This window comes from Chloroflexia bacterium SDU3-3 (genome assembly GCA_009268125.1).
Taxonomy (GTDB): Bacteria; Chloroflexota; Chloroflexia; order Chloroflexales; family Roseiflexaceae; genus SDU3-3.
Map to the genome: position 1 here is coordinate 172,460 of WBOU01000003.1, position 25,021 is coordinate 197,480.

At 65.3% G+C, this 25,021-nt stretch carries 18 protein-coding genes and 1 pseudogene; 12 read left to right on the plus strand and 7 right to left on the minus strand.

Translation table 11 applies throughout. The features are described 5' to 3' along the window. Positions 1-77: 77 nt before the first annotated feature. Complete coding sequence (locus F8S13_05930) at positions 78-3,521, minus strand: transcriptional regulator (GenBank protein KAB8144410.1); 3,444 nt, start codon at positions 3,519-3,521, stop codon at positions 78-80. 501 nt (positions 3,522-4,022) lie between these two features. On the opposite strand from F8S13_05930, the gene F8S13_05935 reads away from it, so the two are divergent. The 11 genes and pseudogenes from F8S13_05935 to F8S13_05985 all read left to right on the plus strand — a co-directional run bounded on the left by F8S13_05935 (position 4,023) and on the right by F8S13_05985 (position 16,808). Continuing rightward, positions 4,023-5,354 (plus strand): glycosyltransferase, encoded by a 1,332-nt coding sequence (locus F8S13_05935; protein ID KAB8144411.1) that lies wholly within the window; start codon positions 4,023-4,025, stop codon positions 5,352-5,354. A 226-nt stretch (positions 5,355-5,580) separates the two neighbouring features. Beyond that, entirely contained in the window at positions 5,581-7,560 is a 1,980-nt protein-coding gene (locus F8S13_05940) for a vanomycin resistance protein VanB (GenBank protein KAB8144412.1), read from the plus strand. 92 nt (positions 7,561-7,652) lie between these two features. Beyond that, positions 7,653-8,546, plus strand: a pseudogene (locus F8S13_05945) (hypothetical protein). A gap of 11 nt (positions 8,547-8,557) precedes the next feature. Next, on the plus strand, positions 8,558-9,112 hold the full coding sequence (locus tag F8S13_05950; GenBank protein ID KAB8144413.1) for an N-acetyltransferase: 555 nt from the start codon (positions 8,558-8,560) through the stop codon (positions 9,110-9,112). A gap of 283 nt (positions 9,113-9,395) precedes the next feature. Further along, positions 9,396-10,403, plus strand: a complete 1,008-nt coding sequence (locus F8S13_05955) for a Gfo/Idh/MocA family oxidoreductase (protein KAB8144414.1) — start codon at positions 9,396-9,398, stop codon at positions 10,401-10,403. A 12-nt stretch (positions 10,404-10,415) separates the two neighbouring features. Next, positions 10,416-11,561 carry a DegT/DnrJ/EryC1/StrS family aminotransferase gene (locus F8S13_05960; protein KAB8144415.1) on the plus strand — a complete coding sequence of 382 codons (1,146 nt, stop codon included), beginning with the start codon at positions 10,416-10,418 and terminating at the stop codon, positions 11,559-11,561. Between the two features lies 1 nt (position 11,562). Next, a complete protein-coding gene (locus F8S13_05965; protein KAB8144416.1) occupies positions 11,563-12,549 on the plus strand; it encodes an NAD-dependent epimerase/dehydratase family protein in 987 nt (328 codons plus the stop codon). Next, on the plus strand, positions 12,546-13,706 hold the full coding sequence (locus F8S13_05970) for a DegT/DnrJ/EryC1/StrS family aminotransferase (protein KAB8144417.1): 1,161 nt from the start codon (positions 12,546-12,548) through the stop codon (positions 13,704-13,706). The genes F8S13_05965 and F8S13_05970 overlap by 4 nt, the downstream gene beginning before the upstream one ends. Positions 13,707-13,727: 21 nt before the next feature. Next, positions 13,728-14,924, plus strand: a complete 1,197-nt coding sequence (locus F8S13_05975; GenBank protein ID KAB8144418.1) for a glycosyltransferase family 4 protein — start codon at positions 13,728-13,730, stop codon at positions 14,922-14,924. 3 nt (positions 14,925-14,927) lie between these two features. After that, on the plus strand, positions 14,928-16,052 hold the full coding sequence (locus tag F8S13_05980; GenBank protein KAB8144419.1) for a glycosyltransferase family 4 protein: 1,125 nt from the start codon (positions 14,928-14,930) through the stop codon (positions 16,050-16,052). Positions 16,053-16,070: 18 nt separating this feature from the next. Continuing rightward, complete coding sequence (locus F8S13_05985) at positions 16,071-16,808, plus strand: polysaccharide deacetylase family protein (protein KAB8144420.1); 738 nt, start codon at positions 16,071-16,073, stop codon at positions 16,806-16,808. Between the two features lie 48 nt (positions 16,809-16,856). On the opposite strand, the gene F8S13_05990 is transcribed toward F8S13_05985, so the two are convergent. Then, complete coding sequence (locus F8S13_05990) at positions 16,857-17,747, minus strand: PhzF family phenazine biosynthesis protein (protein ID KAB8144421.1); 891 nt, start codon at positions 17,745-17,747, stop codon at positions 16,857-16,859. Positions 17,748-18,127: 380 nt separating this feature from the next. Here F8S13_05990 and F8S13_05995 point away from each other — a divergent pair, with 380 nt between their 5' ends. Then, positions 18,128-19,330 carry a glycosyltransferase family 4 protein gene (locus F8S13_05995; GenBank protein KAB8144422.1) on the plus strand — a complete coding sequence of 401 codons (1,203 nt, stop codon included), beginning with the start codon at positions 18,128-18,130 and terminating at the stop codon, positions 19,328-19,330. 78 nt (positions 19,331-19,408) lie between these two features. Here the strand turns inward: F8S13_05995 and F8S13_06000 are convergent, their stop codons facing one another. The 5 genes from F8S13_06000 to F8S13_06020 form a co-directional block, all read right to left on the minus strand. Continuing rightward, a complete protein-coding gene (locus tag F8S13_06000; GenBank protein KAB8144423.1) occupies positions 19,409-22,111 on the minus strand; it encodes a GAF domain-containing protein in 2,703 nt (900 codons plus the stop codon). A 143-nt stretch (positions 22,112-22,254) separates the two neighbouring features. Next, the gene (locus F8S13_06005) at positions 22,255-22,836 is read right to left on the minus strand and encodes a SpoIIE family protein phosphatase (protein KAB8144424.1); all 582 of its coding nucleotides are present in this window, start codon (positions 22,834-22,836) and stop codon (positions 22,255-22,257) included. Further along, on the minus strand, positions 22,833-23,267 hold the full coding sequence (locus F8S13_06010) for an anti-sigma regulatory factor (protein KAB8144425.1): 435 nt from the start codon (positions 23,265-23,267) through the stop codon (positions 22,833-22,835). The genes F8S13_06005 and F8S13_06010 overlap by 4 nt, the downstream gene beginning before the upstream one ends. A 160-nt stretch (positions 23,268-23,427) precedes the next feature. Beyond that, a complete protein-coding gene (locus F8S13_06015; GenBank protein ID KAB8144426.1) occupies positions 23,428-23,655 on the minus strand; it encodes a hypothetical protein in 228 nt (75 codons plus the stop codon). A gap of 67 nt (positions 23,656-23,722) precedes the next feature. After that, the gene (locus F8S13_06020) at positions 23,723-24,787 is read right to left on the minus strand and encodes a 6-phosphofructokinase (protein ID KAB8144427.1); all 1,065 of its coding nucleotides are present in this window, start codon (positions 24,785-24,787) and stop codon (positions 23,723-23,725) included. Between the last annotated feature and the right edge of the window lie 234 nt (positions 24,788-25,021).

The window sequence follows — 25,021 nt, forward strand, 5'->3', positions numbered from 1 at the left end:
CATACAAAAGCCGACGGTCGGTGGTGGCGCTGTCCTTCCACCCCGACCGTCGGCTTTTTGCACCATGGCGGCGCTCGCTACTCGCGCGGCATACGGCCCTCGCTGGCCTCGCGGATGGCCTGAAACAGCGCCGAGGTCTCGGGCAGCGGCTCGACGCCCAGATCCTGGGCCAGCACTGCCACACAGCGGTTGTACAGCCGCAGCGCCGTGCTACGCTCGCCTAGATACAGGTGGGCGTTCATCAGCAGCCGGTAGGCATCCTCCTGAGCCTGGTCGTGCTCCAGCACGCGCCAGCCGAGGCCAATAGCCTCGTGGGCCAGGCCCTCCTCAAGCAGCAGGTTCCCCAGGCGGATGGCCGTCTCGTTGAACAGCAGCAGCAGGCGCTCGCGCTCCACCACCGTCCAGTCCTCATACATGTTATCGGGCAGGTACGGCCCGCCATACAGGCCGATCGCCCGCCGATAGGAGATCACCGCATTCTGCCGGTGCCCGTTCAGATCGGCCTCGCGACCCTCCTCCGCCGCCGTCACAAAGGCCATCGAGTCCAGCTCATAGTCGGCGGCCAGGTTGAAGGTGTAGGTATCGGCCTGCTGCACCAGGTACGACGAGGGCGCACCGTCGGGCCGATCTGGCTCGATCGCCTTGCTCATGCGGTTGATCGTCACACGCAGGTTGTTGGCCGCCGCCTCAGCGTCCATCTCGGGCCACAGCGTCTCCAGCAGCCACTCGCGCGGCATGGTCTTCCCGCGCTCGGTGATCAGGATCTGGAACAGCTGCCGCGCCTTGCTGCTGCGCCAGTCGCGGTCCTTCACCTCTTGGTCGCCGCGCCAGAGCGCGAACGAGCCAAGCGTGCGCACCCGCAGCGTGTACGATGGCCGGTACACCAGCCGCCCCAGCGAGTCCTCGGCGGCCTGGCGCACGGTGGCGTCGCGGTCCTTCAGCAGGGCGCGCAGCGCCGCGTAGGCGTTGGTGGCGCTCATGTCGCCCAGCAGCCGCGCCGCGCTGGCCCGCACGCCGGGCTGGGTATCGGTCAGCAGCTCCTGCAGCACCGCCGCCGCCTGATCGGGGATCTGCCGCCGCAGCACGTAGCCCACCGTCGGCCCCTCGATCCGGGCCAGCAGGGCCGCGCGCGACACCTGGGACACCACGGCATTTGGCAGCATCGGCAGGTAGCGGTGGTCATCGGCCACCATCAGGCCCCAGCCAGCGCGCAGCGACTCCTCCTCAAGCGCGGCATCGCCCGCCTGCCCGGCGAGGTAGGCCACGTACAGCCAGGCGCAGGCCAGATACTGGCGGTAGCCGCTGGCCTGCATCTGCCGCACAATATCAAGCGTCAGCGTCAGCGCGCGCTGGGTGTTGCCGCTCTCGCCGTAGAGGATGGCCAGCAGCAGCCACATGCGCAGGTCGGGCGACTTGCCAGCCGTATCCTGCAGGCGGCGCAGCGCGCCGTTCAGGTCGCCATCCATGGGCTGGTGGCCGCGCAGGAAGGTGGCGTACAGCTCAACCACATTCAGCTGGGCCAGCGCCACCGTCTCGCCAAAGCTGCTGTAGAGCGTGCGGGCCTGGGCCAGGTAGGTGATCGACTCGTCGATCCGGCCCTGCAGCGTGAACAGCAGGCCCAGCTGCCCGGCGCTATAGGCCACCATAATATGCTGGTCGTACTCGCTGAGGTGCTGCTGGGCCTCAAGCGACAGGCCGATGCCATCGCTCACCAGGCCCTGCTGGTACAGCGCCAGCCCCTTCAGACGCAGCAGGTTCTGCCGCAGCCGGTCATCCAGATCGATCGATGACAGGCCCAGCGCGTCGTCGATCGCGGCGATCGCCTCGACCGGGCGGCCCAGCTTGGTGCTGATGCCTGCAACCAGCATGGAGAGCATCCAGCGCCACGCCGGGTTGAGCGGGAAGGTCGCGGCCTGCCGCGCCACCTTGAGCGCGCCAGTCTCGCGCCCGCGCCCAAAGAGCATGGCGCTCACGCACACCCGCGAGGCCCCGATCGACCAGTCGTCGCGCAGGCGGTTGGCCAGCATGCACACGCGCTGGGGCAGCCACTCGTTCTCGCCCGGGCGCGTCTGCCAGAACAGGATGGCGGCCAGATCGCCCAGCGCGCGCATCTCGCGCTCGTACATGCGCGCCTCGTCGTACAGGTCGACGGCGCGGCGCAGCACCTGCTGGGCAGCGATCGCATCGGTGGATGCCATGCTCAACCCGTAGATATGCAGCAGATCTGGCTCGCGCTCGCGCACATTCAGCGGCAGCTGCTCGATCCAGCGGCGCACGGTGTCGCGGCGCGGGGTGCGCAGCAGCGGCCAGGCCCGCTCGCGCAGCGCCCGGATGAGGTCGGTGGTGTCGCGCGCCGCCACGTAGTGCTCGATCGCCGACTCAAGGTCGCCGCGCGACTCGAACACCTGCCCGAAGCGGCGCTGCAGCACGCGCAGGCCGATATCATCCAGCTCGCTCACCGTGCTGCGCAGCAGCAGCTCGCGCCACAGCGGGTGGAAGCGCATGCGGATGCCCTGCTCGTCCAGCGGCAGGATGGGCAGGCCCAGCACACGGGCGCGCTGCAGCAGGTAGTTCACATCCTCGCTCTGCAGCACCTCGGCCAGCAGATCGGAGTCGAACGAGTTGGGGATGGCGGCCAGGCGCAGGAAGTCAATGATATCGTGCGGCAGGTCGGCCAGCACCTCGGATGCCAGGTAGCTGAGCAGCTGCTCTTGGCTGCCGCCCAGGGCGCGCACAAACTCCTCGCGGCGGTTTGGCGGCTGGGCGGCCAGGGCGCGAGCCGCCAGCTGCACGCTCAGCGCCCAGCCCTCGGTGCGCTCAAGCAGCATGCGCATGCCGTCGGGGCTAAGCGCCACATTCTGCGCCGAGAGGATCTGCTGCACCTCGCGGGTGGTCAGGTGCAGCTGGCGCTGGGTGACCTCGACGATGCGGCCCTCGGCGCGCAGCCGTCCGAGCGGCGCAAACGAGGGGGCTCGGCGCGACGAGAGGATGATATGCAGCGTGGGCGGGGCGGCCCGCACCAGGTAGCCCAAGATCTGGGTGATGACGGCGGACTCGACCACCAGATGCAGGTCATCGATGATCAGGAAGGCGGCAGTCAGCACGCGGCGCTGGATGTCGCTGCACAGCGATCCGGCCACCAGCGGCCAGTCGCGGTCGAGGTTCGCCGCGCTGTGCAGGATGCGCCACGCATCGGTGCCCACCATGGGGAAGGCTGTCTGGATCGAGCCGATCAGGTAGGCCAGGAACATCGCGGTGTCGCGATCGCCGCTGTCAAGCGATAGCCAGCAGGTGGGTGCCCCAGTGCGATGCAGCTCCTGGTTCCACTGGGAAAGCAGGGTGGTCTTGCCATAGCCAGCCGGTGCCGTGATCAGTGTGAGCGGGTTCACACGAACATCGGACAGCAGGCCCTGGAGATCCTGACGGAGCAATACGCCAGCACGTGGTGGCGGGGCGGTAAACTTGAGCGGGAGAAGGGCATGTGCGGTGCGCATGCGCTCGCCATGGGATACTGCAACCATCGCAGAGGCCTCGCTCTCTACGTTATGTCAGACACTGGACTGGATTATAGCATCCAGGTAACGTATGAATCGTGGCGATTTATCAGCAGGATTGCAATAGAACTGTGCTAAGCATATTCTAGTATACCACCTAACAGAACGCAATCCATTCATTTATGCCAATATGGCATCACATCCGTAAAGATAACACGATCCCAGCCATATATTCTTGACTCAGATCAAGCAGTTCATTCACGGGGTGCCACACCAACGATTTATGCTCTGTTAAACGCTGCCTCATGCTGAGATTCGCCGACCTGTAAACTATTCTTCGTGCCAGCCAGCATCCGCCCAGGCCGCACCGATGCTCCAGCATCACCACCAGCCCCCCAGATCGGCCATGGGTATAATAGAGTATTTTGCACATTTATGGTAGGATAGACGAGCAGCATATGATGCTTCATAGGAGAGAAGAGAGAGAGTCGACTGTCCGCGAGTCTCTGAGAGAGAAGAGCATACACTATGGAGTTTCATCCGCAGAACGCCGCGCCACCAAGCATTCTTTTTGCGATCTCCGACACCGGCGGCGGCCATCGCTCTGGGGCACAGGCCATCGACACCGCGCTTCAGCAGATCAGCGATGGTACGACCACGCGACATATTGTTGATATTCTGGCCAGCACCAATCTGCCGATCATGCGCGACGCGCCCGATCTGTACGATTCGCTCTCCACCCGCTGGCTCCCGCTCTACGACCACATGTTTGCGCTCACCAACGGCACCAAACGCATGGATGTGCTCACCCACGTGGTCTATGTCGGCGCGCACCGCAGCATCCTGCGCGTGCTTGAGGAGACCCGGCCCACGCTGGTGGTGTCGGTCCACCCGCTGCTCAATCGGCTGATCGGCAACGCCCGCCGCACCTACAAGCTCTCGTTCCGCTTCGTGTCGGTGGTCACCGACCTAGTGTCGCTGCACGCAGCCTGGGCCGACCCGAGCATGGAGCTGACCATGGTGCCCACCCAAGAGGCCTACCAGCGCATGCTGGCCCTGGGCGTTCCCGAGGAGAAACTGCAGCTCACCGGCTTCCCGGTCAGCCCCAAATTCACCCAGCTGGATCTGACCCCGCAGCAGGGCCGCCAGCGCCTGGGCCTGGATGCCCAGCCCTTCACCATCCTGCTGACCGCAGGCGGGGTTGGCTCGGGCAACCTGCGCGAGATGGTGCTGAACCTGGTGCAGAGCTACCCGCAGCACCAGCTGCTGGTGGTGACGGGCAAAAATGCCGCCCTGCGCGAGGAGCTGGAGAAGATGCAGCTGGGGCCGCTGGTGCGCATCTTCGGGTTTGTGAGCAACATGGAGGAGCTGATGTCCGCCAGCGACATTATCGTCACCAAGGCCGGGCCAGGCACCCTGATGGAGGCCCTGGTGATGCGCCGCCCGGTGATCGTGACGGCGGCGGTGGGCGCGCAGGAGCAGGGCAACATCGACTTTGTGCTCAACCACGAGCTGGGGGCCTACTGCCCCACCCCCGACCGCGTGGGGCCTGCCGTGGCCGAGCTGATGCAGCCCGAGGTCTACGCCGCCACCATCGGCCGCCTGCACGACGCGGTGCCGCGCAACGGCGCGGTGAATATCGCCAGCACCCTGGTGGAGCAGCTGAAGCTGGCCCCGCCGCCGCGCAGGCGGCTGCTGATGCTGCCCAGCTTTATCTCGCTGAACGGCCTGCGCTCGCGGCGGCTGCCACTGCCTGTCAGGCTCACCCGCAAGCGCCTGCACGTGCGCCTCAATGCCCGCGCGCTGGCTTCCTCGGTGCGCACCTTCCCCTACCGCCGCCGGGGGCGCAACAACCCCTAGCCAAGCCGCAGCCCCACCCCAGGCCGCGCCCGCATGGTGCGGCCTGGGGCGCTCTATCCCCTCGCGGCACACCGCTTGCTTGCTACCATCCCCAATAGATTTATCATCATATCCTCATTGACAGCGTTTCTGCGCATACAGTATAGTGAGCAGCACCGAGCCATCGGGAAGCCTAAGCTCGCCTACACTGAAACGCTACACCAACGGTCGCTCTGGAGGGTTACACGTGTCCGCCCAGAAATCTCTACACACCTACGCTGGCACCGACGACGCCTACGCCACCCAGCGTCTCAGCGCCACACCACTTGTCCAACCCTCGCCCGAGGTGGCCGCACCACGCCAGCGCACGCCCCAGCGCGCCCGATCGGGGCCGCCCGTGGGCCGCTGGATCGTGCGGATCGTGCTGGCGCTGCTGGCGCTGGCGCTCATCGGCGTCGCCGCCACGATCTACATGATCGACCGCACCTACACCGGCAAGATCTACCCCAACATCCGCATCGCAGGCGTGCCCGTGGGCGAGATGACGCCCGGCGAGGCCAAGGCCGCGCTCGCAGCCCAGCGCGAGGCCTTCCTGGCCAAGCCGGTGGTGCTGACCTTCGGCGAGCACACCTGGCAGCCCAGCGCGCAGGATCTGGGGCTGTCGTTCCAGTTCGACCAGGCGGTGGAAAGCGCCTACCAGTCGGGCCACGGCCACGACCTGATCGCCGATCTGCGCGCCGTCGTCGGCATCTGGCAGAATGGGCTGGACATCCCGCTGAAGGCCAACATCGACCAGCAGGCCATCCTGGCGTTCGTGCGCACGGCCAGCGCCGAGATCGAGCAGCCGCCGATAGACGCGCGGCTGTGGCTTGATGGCACCGAGGTGCGCACGTCGCCCATGCAGGTGGGGCGGCAGGTGCAGATCGACGAGACGGTGCGCGACATCTCCGAGGCGCTGGGCAGCTTCAGCACGCAGACGGTGCCCATGCGCACCCGCGAGCTGCTGCCGCGCCTGCGCGATAGCGCGGTGCAGCCTGCCCAGCAGCGCCTGAGCACCATCCTGAGCGAGCCGCTGACCTTAAAGGTGGATGCGAAAACCTACACCTGGAAGCCCGAGACGCTGGCCCTGATGCTCGATATCGCCCGCGTGCCCAAGGACAGCGCGAGCGACCAGATCAGCATCGCCTTCAATCCGATCCAGGTCGACCGGCGGCTGCGCAAGATGACCGATGCGATCGGGCGCGGCAGCGTGAACCCGCGCGTGGCCTGGAACGGCGGCAATCTGGTCATCACCAAGGAGGGCCGCACCGGCCTGCGGCTAGAAGAGGCCCAGGCCCGCAGCCAGATCATGGCGTGGGATGGTAGCGAGAAGACCCTGGCCCTGCCGGTCACGGTCATCCAGCCCGATGTGAACGCGGCAAACCTCAACACGCTAGGCATCCGCGAGCTGATCTCCACCGGAAAGAGCGACTTCACCGGCTCCGCCGAGTACCGCATCCAGAACATCGGCGTGGGCATGCAGAAGTTCAACGGCATCCTGCTGGCCCCCGGCGAGGAGTTCTCGTTCAACGAAAATGTTGGCTCGATCGATGCCGAAAACGGCTTTGTCGAGGGCTACGCGATCATCCAGAATCGCACCCAGCTTGAGTTTGGCGGCGGCATCTGCCAAGATTCCACCACCATGTTCCGCGCCGCCTTCTGGGCCGGCCTGCCGATCACCGAGCGCTGGGGCCACACCTTCTACATCAGCTGGTACGACAAGTACGCGCTGGGGCCGCAGGGCGATGGCCCCGGCATGGACGCCACGATCTTCACCGGCGGGCCGGATCTGAAGTTCGTGAACAACACCGGCCACTGGATGCTGATCGAGTCTAGCTCGAACCCGACCACTGGGCTGGCCGAGGTGCGCATGTATGGCACCAAGACCGGCAAGACCGTCAGCATCACCCAGGAGGTCACGGATCGGAAGCCTGCGATCGAGAAGCCGCAGTTTATCGCCGACAAGAGCCAGCCGCGCGGCACATCCCACCGCACCGACACCAAGCGCGGCGGCATGACCATCCGGGTGACGCGCACGATCACCGACGCGCAGGGCAACACCACCACCGAGGTGTTCAAGACCGTGTTCCAGCCCTGGGCTGATAAGTACGCGCTCAACCCGGCGGACATTGCCAAAAATGGCCGCCCGCTGATCGCCGGGCCATGGTCGACATCCGCCCAGAGGTAACTGCTATGCTCAGCTGGCTCCGTAGCCTGGGGGGGCTGCTCGGCGGTACGCCCGTCGAGCAGCCTTCGCCGCACACCGGCGCGCTGCCTGCGCCGGTCGCGCCGCGCGTGCTGATGATCACGCACAACCCGCCAGTGGCCGAGCACGGCGGCAGGCGGCTGAACGAGCTATTCGGCTGGCACGACCCGCATATGCTGGCCCGCCAGTACATCGCCGACCTGCGCGAGGCCAGCCACGGCTATGTCAACTACCAGATCGTCGAGACGATCGACGCCGACTGGCACCCGCCCAAGGTTGACGGCTTCGCCTACACCAACCAGAGCTTCATCCAGGCCTGGCAATCGCGCCGCATGCACGAGCCAAACGCCATCGACTACCCCGCCCAAGTGCGCCAGTTCCGCCTGATCGAGCGCTACAACGCCGGCGACTTCGACGAGGCCTGGTTCTTCGCCCACCCCTACAGCGGCGACTACGAGTCCACCATGGCGGGGCCGGGCGCGTTCTGGTGCAACTCGCCGCCCGTGCCGGGCACCGACCACGCGCGGCGGCGGTTCGTGATCATGGCCTTTAACTACGAGCGCGGCGTGGACTGCATGCTCGAAAACTACGGCCACCGCGCCGAGTCGATCATGAGCCGCGTCTACGAGCGGCTGAGCCACGGGCGCAACATGTGGCAGCTGTTCACCCAGTACGACAAGGTCGCCCCCGGCCAGGCCCAGTGCGGCAATGTGCACTTCGCCCCCAACAGCGAGCGCGACTACGACTGGGGCAACCGCCGCACGGTGGTGAGCTACTGCGACGACTGGTACAGCTACCCCGCGCTGCCCGGCATCCCGCGCCGCGTCAGCGCGCCCGAGTGGGGCAATGGCGACATGCGCCTCCACCACCTCTGGTGGTTCCGCCACATCCCCCACGTGGCGGGTAGCACTAGTGGCGTGTCAAACAACTGGTGGGAGTATATCGTCGACCCCAACCTGGCCGACTAGCGAGGGCAATGATGCCGACCATCCACCCGACCGCAGAGGTCTCGCCCACCGCGATCATCGGTGCGGGCACCCGCATCTGGGCCGGGGCGCAGATCCGCGAGCGCGCCCAGCTGGGCGCAAACTGCATTGTGGGCCGCAATGTCTATATTGAAAATGATGTAATCATCGGCAGCAATGTAAAAATCCAGAACAACGCCTCGCTCTACCACGGGCTGACGGTCGAGGACGGCGTGTTCATCGGCCCCCACGTCATCTTCACCAACGACCGTGTCCCGCGCGCCATCCGCCCCGACGGCCTGCTCAAGAGCGCCGACGACTGGGTGGTGGGCCACACCCGCGTGTGCTACGGCGCGGCGCTGGGCGCTGGCAGCATCGTGATCGCCGGGCTGGCAATTGGCCGCTGGGCCATGGTCGGCGCGGGCAGTGTGGTGACCCGCAATGTGCCAGATTACGCTCTTGTTATTGGCAACCCAGGGCGGGTGGTGGGCTACATCAGCGCGGGCGGTGTGCGCTGCGCCACGCAGGCCGAGGCCCAAACCCAGAGCGAGCGCGAATCGCGGAGCTAGGGTCACAATTGAAGATGTGAGCGCAGCCGCTACCGCTATGCCCAACGAAAGCGAAGGGTGCCATGCAGCTGCATGGCACCCTTCAGCGTTTCTCAGCCCCACGGCAGGCGGCAAATCTTGAACAAAATGTCACATCAGCCTGGCCTTTATGCATGCCTATCTCACCCAAAAGTACTACAATTCGGACTGTCCACCATTGGCGCTCGATATAATACAGCCATGGCACGAAACTATCGCTCTCGCCATTCAATCCACCAAATCATAGATTCTGCCGAGGTATAACATGCTCAACATCGGTGTTGTGGGGTATGGCTACTGGGGGCCAAACCTCGTGCGCAACTTTGCCCAAACCCAGGGGGCGCGCGTCGTGAGCGTGTGCGACCCGAGGCCGGAGCGCCGGGCCGCCGTCACCGCGCTCTACCCCGCCATCATCCCCACTGCCGCCATGGCCGAGCTACTGGCCACCGACATCGACGCCGTGGCCATCGCCACGCCGGTGTCGAGCCACTTTGATCTGGCCCTCCAGGCCCTGCAGGCAGGCAAGCACGTCTTCCTTGAAAAGCCCTTCACCGCCACCGCCGCGCAGGCCGAGCGCCTGATCGAGGAGGCCGAGCGCCGCAGCCTGGTGCTGATGGTCGACCACACCTTCCTCTACACCGGCGCAGTGCAGAAGATCCACCAGCTGGTACACAGCGGCAGCCTGGGGCAGCTCTACTACTACGACTCGGTACGGATCAACCTGGGCCTTTTCCAGCACGATGTCAACGTGCTCTGGGATCTGGCCGTGCACGATCTCTCGATCATGGACTATGTGCTGGGCCAGCAGCCAGTGGCGGTGGCGGCCACCGGCGTGGCCCACATCCCCGGGCAGCCCGAGAATATGGCCTACCTCACCTGTTTCTTCGAGCAGAACCTGATCGCGCACTTCCACGTCAACTGGCTGGCCCCGCTCAAGGTGCGCCGCACGCTGGTAAGCGGTTCGGAGAAGATGATCGTCTACGACGACCTTGAGCCAAGCGAGAAGGTCAAGGTCTACGACAAGGGGGTGACGCTCCAGAATCGGCCCGAGGATATCTACCAGATGCGGGTGGGGTATCGCACGGGCGACATGCACGCGCCGCAGGTGAACCTGACCGAGGCGCTGCAGATCGAGGCGCTGCACTTTGCCGAGTGCGTCACCCAGGGCGCCCGCCCGCTCTCCGATGGGCTGGCGGGCTGGCGGATCACCCGCATCCTTGAGGCAGCCGACCGCTCCATGCAGCAGCGCGGCCAACCAATTGAACTGAAGTAGCAGGAGAATCCCGTGATCCCATTCCTCGATCTGAAGGCCCAGTATCTCTCGATCAAAGCCGAGATCGACGCCGCCATCATGGGCGTCATCGACCGCTCTGAGTTTATCCTCGGCAGCGAGGTGAGCGCGTTTGAGCAGGCGTTCGCCGCCTACTGCCAGTCCGATGCGGCGGTCGGCGTCAGCTCGGGCACCAGCGCCCTGCACCTCGCGCTGCTGGCCCTGGGCATCGGCCCCGGCGACGAGGTGATCACCACGCCCTTCACCTTCGTGGCCACCGCCGCCGCCATCCTCTACACCGGCGCAACCCCGGTGTTTGTCGATATCGACCCTGCCAGCTTCACCATCGACCCGGCGCAGATCGAGGCCGCCATCACGCCGCGCACCAAGGCGCTGCTGCCGGTGCACCTCTACGGCCAGCCAGCCGACATGGCCCCGATCTTGCAGATCGCGCGCCGCCACGGGCTGCCCGTGGTCGAGGATGCCGCCCAGGCCCACGGGGCCGAGTACCAGGGTCGGCGCGTGGGCAGCATCGGCGACATCGGCTGCTTCAGCTTCTACCCCGGCAAGAACCTGGGGGCCTATGGCGAGGGCGGCGCGGTGACCACCAGCAACCCCGAGCTGCTGCGCACCGTGCGCATGCTGCGCGACTGGGGGGCCGAGCAGAAGTACCACCACGTGCTCAAGGGCTACAACTACCGGCTGGATGGCATCCAGGGCGCAGTGCTAGGCGTCAAGCTGCGGTACATCGAGGATTGGACCGCCGCACGCCGCGCCCACGCCGCCTACTACACCCGCGCACTGGCGGACAGCTTCCGCACGCCCGCCGAGGCCGCAGGCCGCCGCCATGTCTACCATGTCTATGCCATCCGCCACGCCCAGCGCGACGCGCTCCAGCAGCACCTGCAGCGCGCGCAGATCGCCACCGGCATCCACTACCCCATCCCGGTGCACCTGCAGCCCGCCTACGCCGACCTGGGCTACCGCGCGGGCGATTTCCCCCACGCCGAGCGCGCCGCCGCCCAGGTGCTGTCGCTGCCGCTCTACCCCGAGCTGACCAAGGCGCAGCAGGACACCGTGATCGCGGCTATGGGCGCATGGGTCGGCATCCCCGATCTGGGCTACGCCGCAGCCCAGCTGGTAGCAGAAAGCGAGCGATAGCATGAGCACAGCCACTCCCCAGCGCGTCCTCGTCACCGGCGGCGCTGGCCTGATCGGGTCGCACATCGTCGACCTGCTGGTGGATGACGCCGCCCAGGGCGCATATAGCGAGATCGTCATCCTCGACAACTTCGTGCGCGGCACCCACAAGAACATCGCCAGCGCGGTGGAGCGCGGCCCGGTGCGCCTGATCACCGGCGACATCCGCGACCGCGAGCTGCTGGCCAGCGCCATGCGGGGCATCGACCTGGTGTTCCACCTGGCCGCCATCCGCATCACCCAGTGCGCCGAGGAGCCGCGCCTGGCGCTGGAGGTGCTGGTCGACGGCAGCTTCAACGTGCTGGAGGCCGCCGTGCAGGCCGGGGTGAAGAAGGTGGTCGCCTCATCCAGCGCCTCGGTCTACGGCCTCGCCGAAAGCTTCCCAACCAGCGAGCGCCACCATTCCTACAACAACCGCACGCTCTACGGCGCAGCCAAGGCCTTCAACGAGGGCCTGCTGCGCAGCTTTAACGACATGTACGACCTGGATTATGTCGCGCTGCGCTACTTCAATGTCTACGGACCGCGCATGGATATCTACGGCGCGTACACCGAGGTGCTCATCCGCTGGATGGACCGCATCGCCGAGGGCAAGCCGCCGATCATCTTCGGCGACGGCTCGCAGACCATGGATTTTGTGTTTGTCGAAGATATCGCCCGCGCCAACATCCTGGCCGCCAAAGCGCCGATCTCGGACGAGGTGTTTAATGTGGCCAGCGGCGTCGAGACCAGCCTGAACGATCTGGCCCAGGCCCTGCTGCGCGTGATGGGCTCGGATCTCAGCATCGAGTACGGCCCCGAGCGCAAGGTGAACCCGGTGGCGCGGCGGCTGGCCGACACCAGCAGCGCCCGCGAGAAGCTGGGCTTTGTGGCCAAGGTCGACCTCGACGAGGGCCTGCGCCGCCTGGTGGCCTGGTGGCTCGCCCAGAAGAGCGAGGCCGCAGCATGAGAGCCGCACCCGCACCGCGCCGCATCCCGCTGGCGCTCCCGCTCATGGGCGAGGCCGAGGCCGACGCCGCCCGCCGCCCCATCCTCTCTGGCTGGGTCACACAGGGGCCCGAGGTGGCCGCCTTCGAGCGCGAGTTCGCGGCGGCGGTGGGCGCGCCGCACGCCTGCGCCGTGGCCAACTGCACGGCGGCCCTGCACCTAGCGCTGCTAGCCGTGGGCGTCGGCCCCGGCGACGAGGTGATCACCGTCAGCCACTCGTACATCGCCACCGCCAACAGCGTGCGCTACTGCGGCGCAGAGCCGGTGTTTGTCGACATCGACCCGCGCACCTACAACATCGACCCGGCGCTGATCGAGCCTGCCATCACGCCCAGCACACGCGCCATCCTGTGCGTGCACCAGATGGGCATGCCCTGCGACATCCGCGCCATCCTGCCCATCGCCCAGCGCCACGGCCTGCCCGTGATCGAGGACGCCGCCTGCGCCAGCGGCAGCGCCTACGCCTACGACGGCGCGGTCGAGCCGGTCGGCAGGCCCCACGGCGACATCGCCTGCTTCTCGTTCCACCCGCGCAAGGTGATCAGCACTGGCGACGGCGGCATGCTCACCACCCGCAGCCCCGCGTACGACGCGCAGTTCCGCCTGCTACGCCAGCACGGCATGAGCGTCAACGACCGCGCCCGCCACAGCGCCCAGACCGTGGTCTTCGAGGAGCATAGCGTGCTGGGCTACAACTACCGCATGACCGACATCCAGGCCGCCGTGGGTCGCGAGCAGCTGCGCCGCCTGCCGGGGATTGTGGCGCGGCGGCGGGCCATCGCGGCGCGCTACAGCCAGCTGCTGGCCAGCATCCCAGGGCTAGGCACCCCGCACGAGCCAGCCTGGGCTAGCTCGAACTGGCAGAGCTACGCGGTGCGCCTGCCCGACCGCTGCGACCAGCGCGCCACCATCCAGCGCATGCTCGACCAGGGCATCGCCACGCGGCGCGGGATCATGTGCGCGCACCGCGAGGCGCCCTACCAGCACCAGCAGCGCCAAAGTCTGCTAGAATCGGAGCGCGCGCAGGATCGCAGCCTGATCCTGCCACTGTATCCACAGATGACCGATTCCGATCAGGATTATGTCTGCGAGTGCCTCGCCGCAGCCTGCCGGGGGTAGCGCACCCTGCGGGAAGAAAGTATGAGCCACATGAACCAAGCATCTGTTCAGCAGCAGGCCCACGCCCAAGAATCGGGCGATGCGCGCATCCGCGTGCTGCTCTTCACCAACAGCATTGTGGTTGGCGGCATGGAGGAGCATGTCGAGCTGCTGGCCCGCGACCTCGACCGCCAGCAGTTCGAGGTCTACGCCATCTGCCCCGACTGGCCGCAGACCGCCCCGTTCGGCCAATCGCTCGCCAGGCTCGCCGACCGCTTCGCCATGTTCACCCCCGATCATCGCTACGGCCTGCTGAAGCTCTACCGCGACAGCATCCGGCTCTACCGGCAGATCCGCAGGTGGGGCATCCAGGTGATGCATATGCACTCCACCACCTACCGTGGCCAGTACTACGCGCTGCTGGCCGCACGGCTGGCCGGGGTGCGCGCTATCTACGTCACCGAGCACCTCGCCCCCGAGCAGCGGCTGCCCCCGCTCGAACTGCTGACCCGCAACGCCTTCAGCGCGCTGGTCGACGGCATTGTCTGCGTGTCGCAGAAGAACTTCGCCGCCCGCGCCGCCCACATCTACACCCCCGCCGAGCGCACCACGGTGGTGAATAACGGGGTTGATCTTGGCGATTTTCCGCCGATCGACCCGGCGACGCTGGCCAGCCTGCGCAAGCGCTACCGCATCCCCGCCCACGCGCAGGTGGTCGGCACCGCCGTGCGCTTCGAGCCTGAGAAAGGGCTAGAGTACCTGATCGACGCCATGCCCATCATCCGCAGCACCTGCCCAGACGCCTACTTTCTGATGGTGGGCGACGGCACGCTGCGCGCCCAGCTTGAGCGCCAGGTGGACGCGCTGGGAATGGGCGACTACGTCCGCTTTACCGGCTTCCAGGATGACCCTCGGCCCTTCCTGGGCCTGATGGATGCCTTCGTGCTGCCGGTGCCAGTCGGCTCGATGTCGATCGGGCTGCTTGAGGCCATGGCCATGCAGCGCGCGGTGGTGATGACCTTCGGCGGCACCGGCGAGGCTGTCATCCATGGCGAAAATGGATTCTGCGCCGAGCCGCGCAGCGCCGAGTCTATCGCGCTCTACGTCACCCAGCTCCTCAACGACCCAGCGCTGCGCATGCGGCTGGGCACAGCAGCGCGCCAGCGGATCGAGAGCGACTTCTCATCCCAGCAGGTCGCCGAGAAGCTCAGCCAGATCTATCGCCATGGCCGCAGCTAGAGGATGCCGCAGATGACCTACCAGTTTGGCTTTGTGATGGACCAGATCGCAGGCCATATCACCACCTACAAGAACCTGCGGGCCGTGGCCAGCCAGCACGCCGACATCGCCGCCGACTGGCACGAGATCGCCTACTACCGCGAGGGCGGGGCGATCGAGCGGCTGCGGAAGGCGCTGCCCTTCATCCCCGGCTACGCCACCGGCATCGCCCGCGCCACCCAGGAGATGCGCCGCGCCGTGCGCAGCCGCCCCTACGACGCGCTCTACAACAACGCCTCGGTGTTCGTGTTCTTCAGCAAAACCTACCGGCGCATCCCCACCCTGATCGACTTCGACTCGACGCCCGTGCAGCTCGACCGCATGGAGGCCTACGGCGCGCAGCCCGACCCCGCACCTGTGGCCAAGCTCAAGTGGACGCTGACCCGCAGCGCCTACCAGAGCGCCGCGCTGCTCCAGGTCTGGTCGCGCTGGGTCAAAAGCTCGCTGATCGACGACTACCAGATCGACGCCGAGAAGATCGTGATCAACCCTCCAGGGATCGACCTGAGCCTCTGGCAACCCGGCCCGCCCCGCGAGGAACAGGCGGGCCATCCGCTGCGCGTGCTGTTCGTGGGTGGCGACTTCGGGCGCAAGGGCGGGCCGCTGCTGCTCGACTGGCACGCGGGACAAGACCCCAGCCGTGTCGAGCTGCACGTCGTCACCCGCGAGGATGTGGCCACGCGGCCTGGGCTGTACATCTACCGCGACATCGAGCCGAACAGCCCACAGCTCATCCGGCTCTACCACCAGGCCGACCTGTTCGTGCTACCCAGCCTGGGCGAATGCTTTGGCATCGCCACCGTCGAGGCCATGGCCGCCGGCCTGCCCGTGATCGCCAGCGATGTGGGCGGCACTGCCGACATCATCGAGCCGGGCCGGAACGGCCTGATCGTGCCGGGGGGCGACGGGGCCGCGCTGGCCCAGGCCATCGAGCACATCCTGGGCGACCCTGCGCGCCGCGCATCCATGGCCACCCAGTCGCGCCAGCTCGCCGAGCAGCGCTTCGACTTGGTGAAAAATGCCAGCCGCACCTTCGGCTACCTGCGCCAGATCGCCGACGCCCGCCATCACTCTTCACGCACCGCCTAACAAAAGAGGAGCAATCCAATGGGCCTGCAACCCAAGCAGCTTGCCATCCAGGCCATCGATAAGCTGGGCACCCTGGTGCTCAGCCCGCCCGTCGGCGGGTTCGGCTACTTCCACAACCACGGCCCACGCGACCAGCGCAAGGTCGCCATCACCTTCGACGACGGCCCCAGCATGCCCTGCACCGAGGAGCTGCTGGATGTGATGGGCGAGCTGGATGTGAAGGGCACCTTCTTCTGCGTGGGCGTCAACACGCGCTGGCACCCCCAGATCGTGCGCCGCGCCTACGAGGAGGGCCATATCATCGCCAACCACTCCTACGAGCACAGCCGTAAGGCAGGGCTGCGCCTGGGCAGCAACGGCGACCACATCGACCGCGGCGCGGCCCTGATCAGCCAGGCCATCGGCTGCGCGCCCCGGCTCTACCGCCCGCCCTGGGGCTGGATGACGCCCTGGGAAGGCCAGCGGCTCACCCAGCGCGGCTACACCGTGGTGGGCTGGGATGTCTATACCCTCGACTGGCAGTGGCCCGAGAACGACGGCAGAATGATGGCCGAGGATGCGCGCAGCAAAGTCCAGCCCGGCTCGATCATCCTCTGGCACGACGCGAACGCCGGGGTGCGCGTGTGGGAGAAGAAGGAGACCGCACGCGCGATCAAGCATCTGGTGCCCATGCTGCGCTCCGACGGCTACCAGATTGTCACCGCAGCCGAGCTGCTGGGCGTGCCCGCCTACGGCCCTGCGCTCTCCCCTGCCTAACAAAAAAGGCGCGGGCAGGCCTACACCCGCCCGCGCCCACGCCCACCGCTACAGCGAAAGCGTGCCGCGCAGCACCACCACCGCCGCGCCGCCCACCTCCACCCACACGATCGCATCTCGCGCGCCCTCCACATGTACAAAGCCCAGGCCAGGGCGCTTCATCCAGTGGCCCTGCTCGGCCACAAAATCGGGCGTGTCGATCAGCCCATAGCGCCACAGGTAGCAGGCCATCCCGCCCGTCGCCGAGCCGGTGAAGGGATCTTCCAGCACATCCGGCGGCGGGCTGAAGTGGCGAGCAAAGGTGTGCCCCTCCGGCGTCGCGCCGCCCAGGCAGAACAGATGCGGGCTAAAAAAATCGGCGCTGGCGCGGAACTGCTGGTAGGCCGCCACATCCAGCTGCGCGCGGCGCAGCGCCCCATGGTCGCGCAGCGCCACCATCAGCTGGGGCGTGCCGGTGCTCACCGTCTGGATGGGCGCACCCGGCAGCACATCCTCGGGCAGCAGGCCAAACAGCGGCGCGATCTGCTCGGCGGTGTAGCTGCGCAGGAAGGTCGGCGGCAGCTGCCGCATGGTGATCTGCTCCACCTGCTCGCCATCGGCCTTGATCCGCACCTGGATCGGCCCCACCCGCAGCTCAAGCGAGATGCTCGTCAGCTCGCCCGCCAGCCGCACCCGCCCTGAGTCAATCAGGGCGAAGGTGGTCGCAATTGTCGGGTGGCCCGCCAGCGGGATCTCCTCGGCGGGGGTGAAGTAGCGCACGCCCACATCGGCCACGCTCGACCACCGCACAAACGCCGTCTCCGACAGGTTCATCTCCCGCGCGATCGCCAGCATCGTCGCATCATCCAGATCATCTGCATCGAACACGATCGCGCAGGGGTTCCCGCCCAGCGCCGTGGTGGTGAAGGCATCCACCTGGTAGAAAGGATAGTCGGCCATAGCTCCTGCTCACCCTCCATGTGTAAAGCGTTCTGTGACTATAGCATAGCTATGCGCGAAGCAGGAAGGAACAATAGACTGAGGAAAAACTAGACAATCAGCAGCATGCAATAGTTCCGATATACTTTCTTGCTATAATGTATGGCACAACAGCACAACATCGTAGCGAGAAACGGCCCCGAATGGCCCTAGGCCCAAAAACCACTGGGTAGCGACCAATAACCTCGGCCCTGTTCTACGCCGCCAAGCTGCACATGCCAGGCAGCTGCGCCATGCTATGCCGCGTGCTCAAAAAATAGTTTGCAGGCCGTAGCTACAGCTTGCCCAACTCACCAGCGGCGTGTATAATCCGCCGCGATACGCTTCTGGGCGGAGGACTCATGCGCGTTCTAATCATCTCGTGGGAATACGCGCCGAATATGATCGGTGGCCTCGGAAAACATGTCATGGAGCTTGCCCCAGCCCTGGTCTCCCAGGGCTGCCAAGTGCACGTGCTCACCCCCCGCCTCAACGGCGGGCCGAGCCGCGAGATCGCCGAGAGCGGCATCGCTATCTACCGCCCAGATGTGCCACTGATGGATCGCGACTTCATCGCATTCAACCAGTATGTCAACCTGCTGCTACAAGAGGCAGCCCTAAAGCTCGCCGACGAGATCGGTGGCTTCGACCTCATCCACATCCACGACTGGCTCACCGCCCCGGCGGGCATCGCGGTGAAGCACGCCTGGAAGATCCCGCTGGTCGCCACCATTCACGCCACCGAGCGCGGGCGCGGCCAAGGCCGCCTGCTCAGCACGCAGTCCGAGCAGATCAACGCGATCGAGTGGCAGCTCACCTACGAGGCCTGGCGGGTGATCGCCTGCTCCGACTTCATGGCCGATCAGGTCCACAGCTACTTCAGCACCCCGCCCGACAAGATCGACGTGGTGCCAAACGGCGTGTGCATCCAGCCCAGCCCCTTCACATCCGAGGCCGACCGGCTCGCCTACCGCCGCGCCTTCGCCGAGGACGCGCAGCCGCTCGCCTTCTATGTGGGGCGCATCGTCTACGAGAAGGGCCTGCACATCCTGCTGGACAGCTGGCCCAGTGTGCTGCGAATCTACCCGCGCGCCCGCCTGCTGATCGCTGGGTCGGGGCCATTCCTCGCCGACCTGCGGCAGCAGGCCAGCGCCCTGGGCATCAGCGACAACGTTACGTTTGGCGGGTTCATCACCGACGACGAGCGCGACAAGCTCTACCATATCGCTAGCGCCGCCGTGTTCCCCTCGCTCTACGAGCCATTTGGCATGGTCGCGCTTGAGGCAATGGCAGCCCGCTGCCCCGTGGTGGTCAGCGCCACCGGCGGCCTCACCGAGGTGGTCAAGCCGCACGAGACCGGCATCACCGTGCAGCCTGGCAACCCACAGTCGCTCACCTGGGGGCTGCTGCACACCTTCCAGAACCCCCCGTGGACCCAGGCCCGGGTCGAGAACGCCTACGCCGACGCCCGCGACAACTTCAGCTGGGAAAAGATCGCCCGCGAGACCATGGCCGTCTATAATCATGTGAAGGCCGAGTGGGATACCAACAGCTGGGGCAAATAGACGCCTCGCCCGAGAGAAAGAATGGCCCAGGATCGTGCTGATCCTGGGCCATTGCTTTTAGGCACATCTACCGAGCAGCTATACCGCTGGCAGCACAATGCTGAAGGTGCTGCCCTCATCGGGCACGCTCTGGAGCCAGATATTACCGCCAAACAGCTTCATCAGGGGACGAACCAGCGAGAGGCCAAGACCGGTGCCACCAGCCTCTACCTTCAGACGATTCTCGGTGCGGTAGAAGCGGTTGAAGATCAGGTCTTGCTCTTCTGGGAGAATGCCCACACCGGTATCGGTTATATCAACCTGCACATAGCGCCCGCGCGTCAGCTTCTCGGCGATCTCCTCAGGCAGCGCGGTCGAGTCAACCTCGTGTGCTGCCACCTTAAGCTTCCCGCCCACCGGGGTATACTTCACCGCATTTGTGATCAGGTGGGTCAAGATCTGGTCAAAGCGCCGCGCATCGGCGCGCACCAGCGGCAGTCCGGGCGGGATCTGAATCTGGAGCTCGTGCTGGCGCAGCTGGATAGAAGATTGCACATCGGCGATCACGGTGCCCAGGGCCTCGGCCACATGCAGCGGGCGAAGATCCAGATCGACACTGCCAGCCTCGATCTTGGTCAGATCCAGCAGGTCGTTGATGATCGAAATCATGCGCTCGGCGTTGGTGTGGATGGTGCTCAGGAACTCCTTCTGCTGCTCGTTGACCGGGCCAAGGCTGCCCATGGCCAGCAGCTGGGTGAACCCCTTGATCGAGGTCATCGGCGTGCGAAGCTCGTGTGAGACGGTGCCGATAAACTCATCCTTCAGGCGATCCGACTCGACCTCGCGGGTGATGTCGCGGAACACCGCCACGGCACCGATCACCTCATCCTTGTCAGTGGCCACCGGGTCAAGCGTCACGCGGATCATCCGCCGACCGCGCTGGAAGTCGGTCGCGTAGCTCTGCATATCACTCTTGCCGCGCAGCACACTCTCCACCGGAACTTCCTTGGCGCGCTGGGCAAGCATCTTGCCCAGCAGATCGGGCAGCGGCATGATCAGCAGATCTTCCAGCGGCATATTCAGCACGCGGCCTGCGGCGGGGTTGGCGGTCAGCACTAGGCCATCCACATCGCACACCACCACTCCATCCGAGAGGCTCTGGAGGATGGCATTGCTCTGCGTGGTGGCGCGGCGCTCGTTCTGCAGCATCTCGCCCTTGCGCATCGACTCGCGCAGGATCTCGTCGTACAGGCGGGCATTGTTGATACCAAGGGCGATAGCGCCCGCCGAAGCGCCCAGCAGGCGCATATGGTCGTCGTTAAAGTAGCCTACATCATCATGCGAGAGCGACATCACGCCAGTCAGTTCGCCCTGCACGATCAGCGGCACCAGCGCCATCGAGCCAGTCTGCTTGCGGCCCAGGTCGCTCTTGGGCAGGCTCACCCAGCGCTCGTCGCTGTTCACATCGGGCACCAGCGCGGGCTGGCGCGACTGCGCGACCCACCCGGCGATACCCTGGCCCACCGGGAAGCGCGTGAAGCCCACCGTCTCGCGCGAGCGCCCAAGCACCGCGCGGTCGACCAAGTGCTCGGTGTCGTTCTCGATCAGCATGATCGAGCCATGGTCGGCACCGATCAGATCGGCCAGAGCGTGCAGGCTGCTCTCCAGCAGCATGTCGAGGTCGAGCGTGCTGCTGATCTCCAGCGAGATCTGGTTGAGCGTGCTAAGCATATCGCGCTCGATCTGCAGCTCTTTGGTGCGATCGGCGATGCGCTGCTCCAGCACCGAGTTGAACTCGCGCACCTCGGCGTACAGGCCGGCATTCTGCAGCGCAATAGCCGACTGGTTGGCCACCGACACCACAAAATCTTGCTGGGTGCGGGTCAGCTTCTCATCCGGCTCGGGATCTTGCACCACGATGATGCCAGTCACCACATCTTGGGTGATCAGCGGCACCGCCAGCACCCCGCACGAGGGCTGGTACCAAGCGCCCTGGGCCTGGGCCTCGGGCGCGGAAGCAAAGACAATCTGATGCGTGCGATACGATTGCAGGATAATATCGTGCTCTTTTGCCGGGTCGACCGTGAAGCTGCCCTCGATGCTCTCGCCCCACTGCTGCGCCACGCTCAGCCCGTGCTCACCCTTGGCAAGCCAGACCGACACATGGGCTGCGCCAAGCACCTCGACCAGCTTGCTGCCTGCGGTGTTCACGAGGGCATCGGGGTCAAGGCTGGCAGCAAGCTCGCTGGCCAGGGTGTTGAGGTTGTGCAGCTGAAGCGCGATCTGATCAGCCTGCTCGGCAGATTCGGCCAGGCTCTGGGCGAACAGCTCGCTGTGCTGGAGCTGCTGGCGAATAGCGGCGGCGGCTGTGGTCCAGTGCTCGGCAAGTGAGAGGGTGGTGTACTCGATCAGGCGCTCGGCGTCATCCAGAAGGATGCGGCGGTCGCCCTCGGGGAGGGGGTCTTCAAAGATCTGATCCCAGATCACGCGGCGAAGGTGGAAGGTCAGCTCCAGTCGATCGCAGAGCTCGTCCTCACCCTCGGATGTGCGCAGGGCGCGAAGCAGCTTGAGGCACTCATCCAGCAGCTCGTAGTTCCCCCCGGCGGCCTCTACCAGACCATCGTAGATAGAGGCGACGAGGACATCGCGTTCATTGGGATGCGACACAACACCCGAGGCCGGATCGGCCTCGCTCGCACTCACGCCAACAAGCTGCGGCGTAGTGACCGCCTCTAGGCGCGCGATCCAGCGTGGGAGCAGTGTCGTTCGATGTTGGGCTAGCCATTGCGCGATCATGGGCATCGGTATGTTGTCCGTTATCCGTTGTTTTAGGCTACTGCTGCACAGAACCTGGGACAGTAGCCTAAACCGAAAGTACCAGAGTGCCAAAAAATGAAGCGAAATTGTGTAGGCACGCTATGCAAAAGCGGGCAAGATACACCAGATCAGCCGCTTGTCTTGATGGTGACGACAGTCGCGTCGTCAATGGCCTTGCCGTACTGCTTCAGGATGCTCTCGCTGATCTGCTGCGGGGTCTGGCGAAGGTCGACGTTATTTTCCTGGCCAAAACGCGACGAGATACCGTCGCTAAAAAGAACGAAGGTATCGCCTGGATCGTAGGTATAGCGCAGCTCGAGCAGCGCAGGCAGCCTAAAACCCAGTATACCATTTTTTGATATTGGTTTGATGGGCTGGCGGCTGTAGACGTGAATACCGATGTTTCCCACGCCCATGTAGTTTATCTTATGGCCATCGGGGTCGAGCTTCAGCACACCGATCACTGCGCCGCGCGTGCTGTGCAGGGCCGTGTGGCTCTGCTGGATCATATGCGGCAGCGGCCACTCGGGGTTGGCGCTGATCACGGCCTCGGCGGCGCGGGCAGCGCGAGCGGCTTCTTCACCGCCGCCAAGGCCATCCACGACCACCGCAAGCAGCCGACCTTCGGCCAGCTCTTGCACAATATAAAGATCGCCGGAGACGCTCTGTCCCTGTTTTGCACGACAGACGGCCCCCCAAGTATATGTCACGGTCGCCGTCCTTCCACACTACGGCTCGCACGCTTCGACATCCATTTTACTGCGCGTACGACGGTTCCTACCCCAACTGTTGACTCTATATGAAAATCATCCATCAGGCGCTGCACCCCGGGGAGGCCAGCGCCGAGTGTCTGCGCGGTGCTATAGCCATCGCGCATCGCCAGGGCGATGTCGGGGATGCCAGGCCCGGTGTCGCGGGCCTCGACGGCGATGCCCTGCCGACCATCGTGCTCGATCTTCTCAAGCAGAAGCGTGCCACCTGAGGCGTGAACAATAAGATTGCGGGCAAGCTCAAGGATAACGATTTCGATACGGGTGCGGTCGATGTCATCAAAACCGAGCGACGATGAGATCTCGCGCCCGCGACCGATTGCCACATAGACATCGACCTCGCGGCGGATTGTGCATGTGACCGCCTGCATGTAGTGTACCCCCAAGTAGCAATAACAGCCAATGTGAACGGATTACAGTTTGCTAAATAGGATTGGCTGCCCTTGGATGTAAAACGTTACTAGCCCTATTATAGACGAGCGCAACAAACTTTGTAGTAGCAGGTTTATTGCACTTTCGGCAATTTATCCGCTAGAGCGCCGCCCGCCAGCGGGCAAGCTGTGCGCGCAGGTGCTGCGCCGACCAGCTGGATGGAAGGTATGCGCCCGCATCGGTCACCACCACCGCGAGCGTGTTGGCAGGCACCCGCCCATAGGCCATTATGACGCGTTCGGCAAGCTCGGCGCGGTAGATCAGCACCGCCGAGATATGCGCATAGGGTGTCGAGAGGCCATCATAGCCGAGCCAGAGCATGTCCATAGCTTCGCATACGCGCCGAGAAGAAGTATAAAGCATGGCGCTTTATACTTCTGTGCGCATGTTGGCGCTAGTCGCCAAAGGTGATACCAAGGCTGCGGGCGGTGCGGATGAGATCGTTGTGCGGGCGAACGGTCTTCAGGTGGCCGGTGGCCTCCTCAAGCGGCACCGTGACGATCTCCTGTGCGCGCAGGGCGACCATCTCGCCGCTAAGGCCATTGTGGATGGCCGCAACCGCCGCCGCGCCGTAGCGGGTGGAGAGCAGGCGATCGTAGGGGGTGGGCGGGCCGCCGCGCTGGACGTGGCCGAGCACGACGCAGCGGCAGTCTTTGCCGGTGAGCTGGCCGAGCTGCTCGGTGAGCATGAAGCCAACACCGCCCAGGCGGCCCGCGTTGGCGTAGATCGGCTGGCTACCCTTGGGGTAGGCGCCCTCGGAGATGACCACGATGCTGAAGGCGCTGCCGTTGCGCTCGCGCTCAAGGATCTTGTCGGCCACGATCTGGGAGTCGAAGGGGATCTCGGGGATGAGAATGGCATCGGCACCGCCGGCGATACCGGAGTGCAGGGCGATCCAGCCGACGTGGCGGCCCATGACCTCGATCACCATCACGCGGTCGTGGCTGGCTGCGGTGGTGTGCAGCCGATCGATTGCGTCGGTGGCGACCTGGAGCGCGGTGTCGAAGCCAAAGGTGCGGTCGGTGCCGGGCAGGTCGTTGTCGATGGTCTTGGGGACGCCGATGATCGGCACACCCATCTTGGCAAACTCAAGCGCGATCGCCTGCGTGCCCTCGCCACCAATGGTGATCAGGCCCTGGATGCCCATGCGCTCGATGTTCTGCGCGGCCTCAAGGTATGGGTCGTGCTCGGCCCCCACCACACGCTTGCCGCCAAAGTGGCCCTTGTTGGTGGTGCCGAGGATAGTGCCGCCCATGGGGAGCAGGCCACGGACATCCTGGTGCGTCAGCACGCGGTAGGTCATGTCGCCGAGCAGACCCTCGTAGCCATCTTCGATGCCCAGGACCTCGTAGCCCAGGCCGATGCCTGTCTTCACTGCCGCACGGATCACCGCGTTCAACCCGGGTGCATCACCGCCGCTGGTCAGGACGCCAATGCGCCGGGGTGTATGTTTCGCCATCGTTGCCTCCATATTGTCGGGTACTCATTCCTCGCCTGCGTGCCGCTGGTGGCGGCAGGGCACGATCCTGTACCAAAAGGACAGGCGGGGAAACCGTTTCCATTATACACCAGAGCATCTGCCTCTTCGCATAGGATTTGCTCAACCAAACGCATAATCTTAGCAATACGCAGCATAGTGCACACAGCACACGCTCGGAACACCACGTGCGCTATGCTACGGGATTGCTCAAGG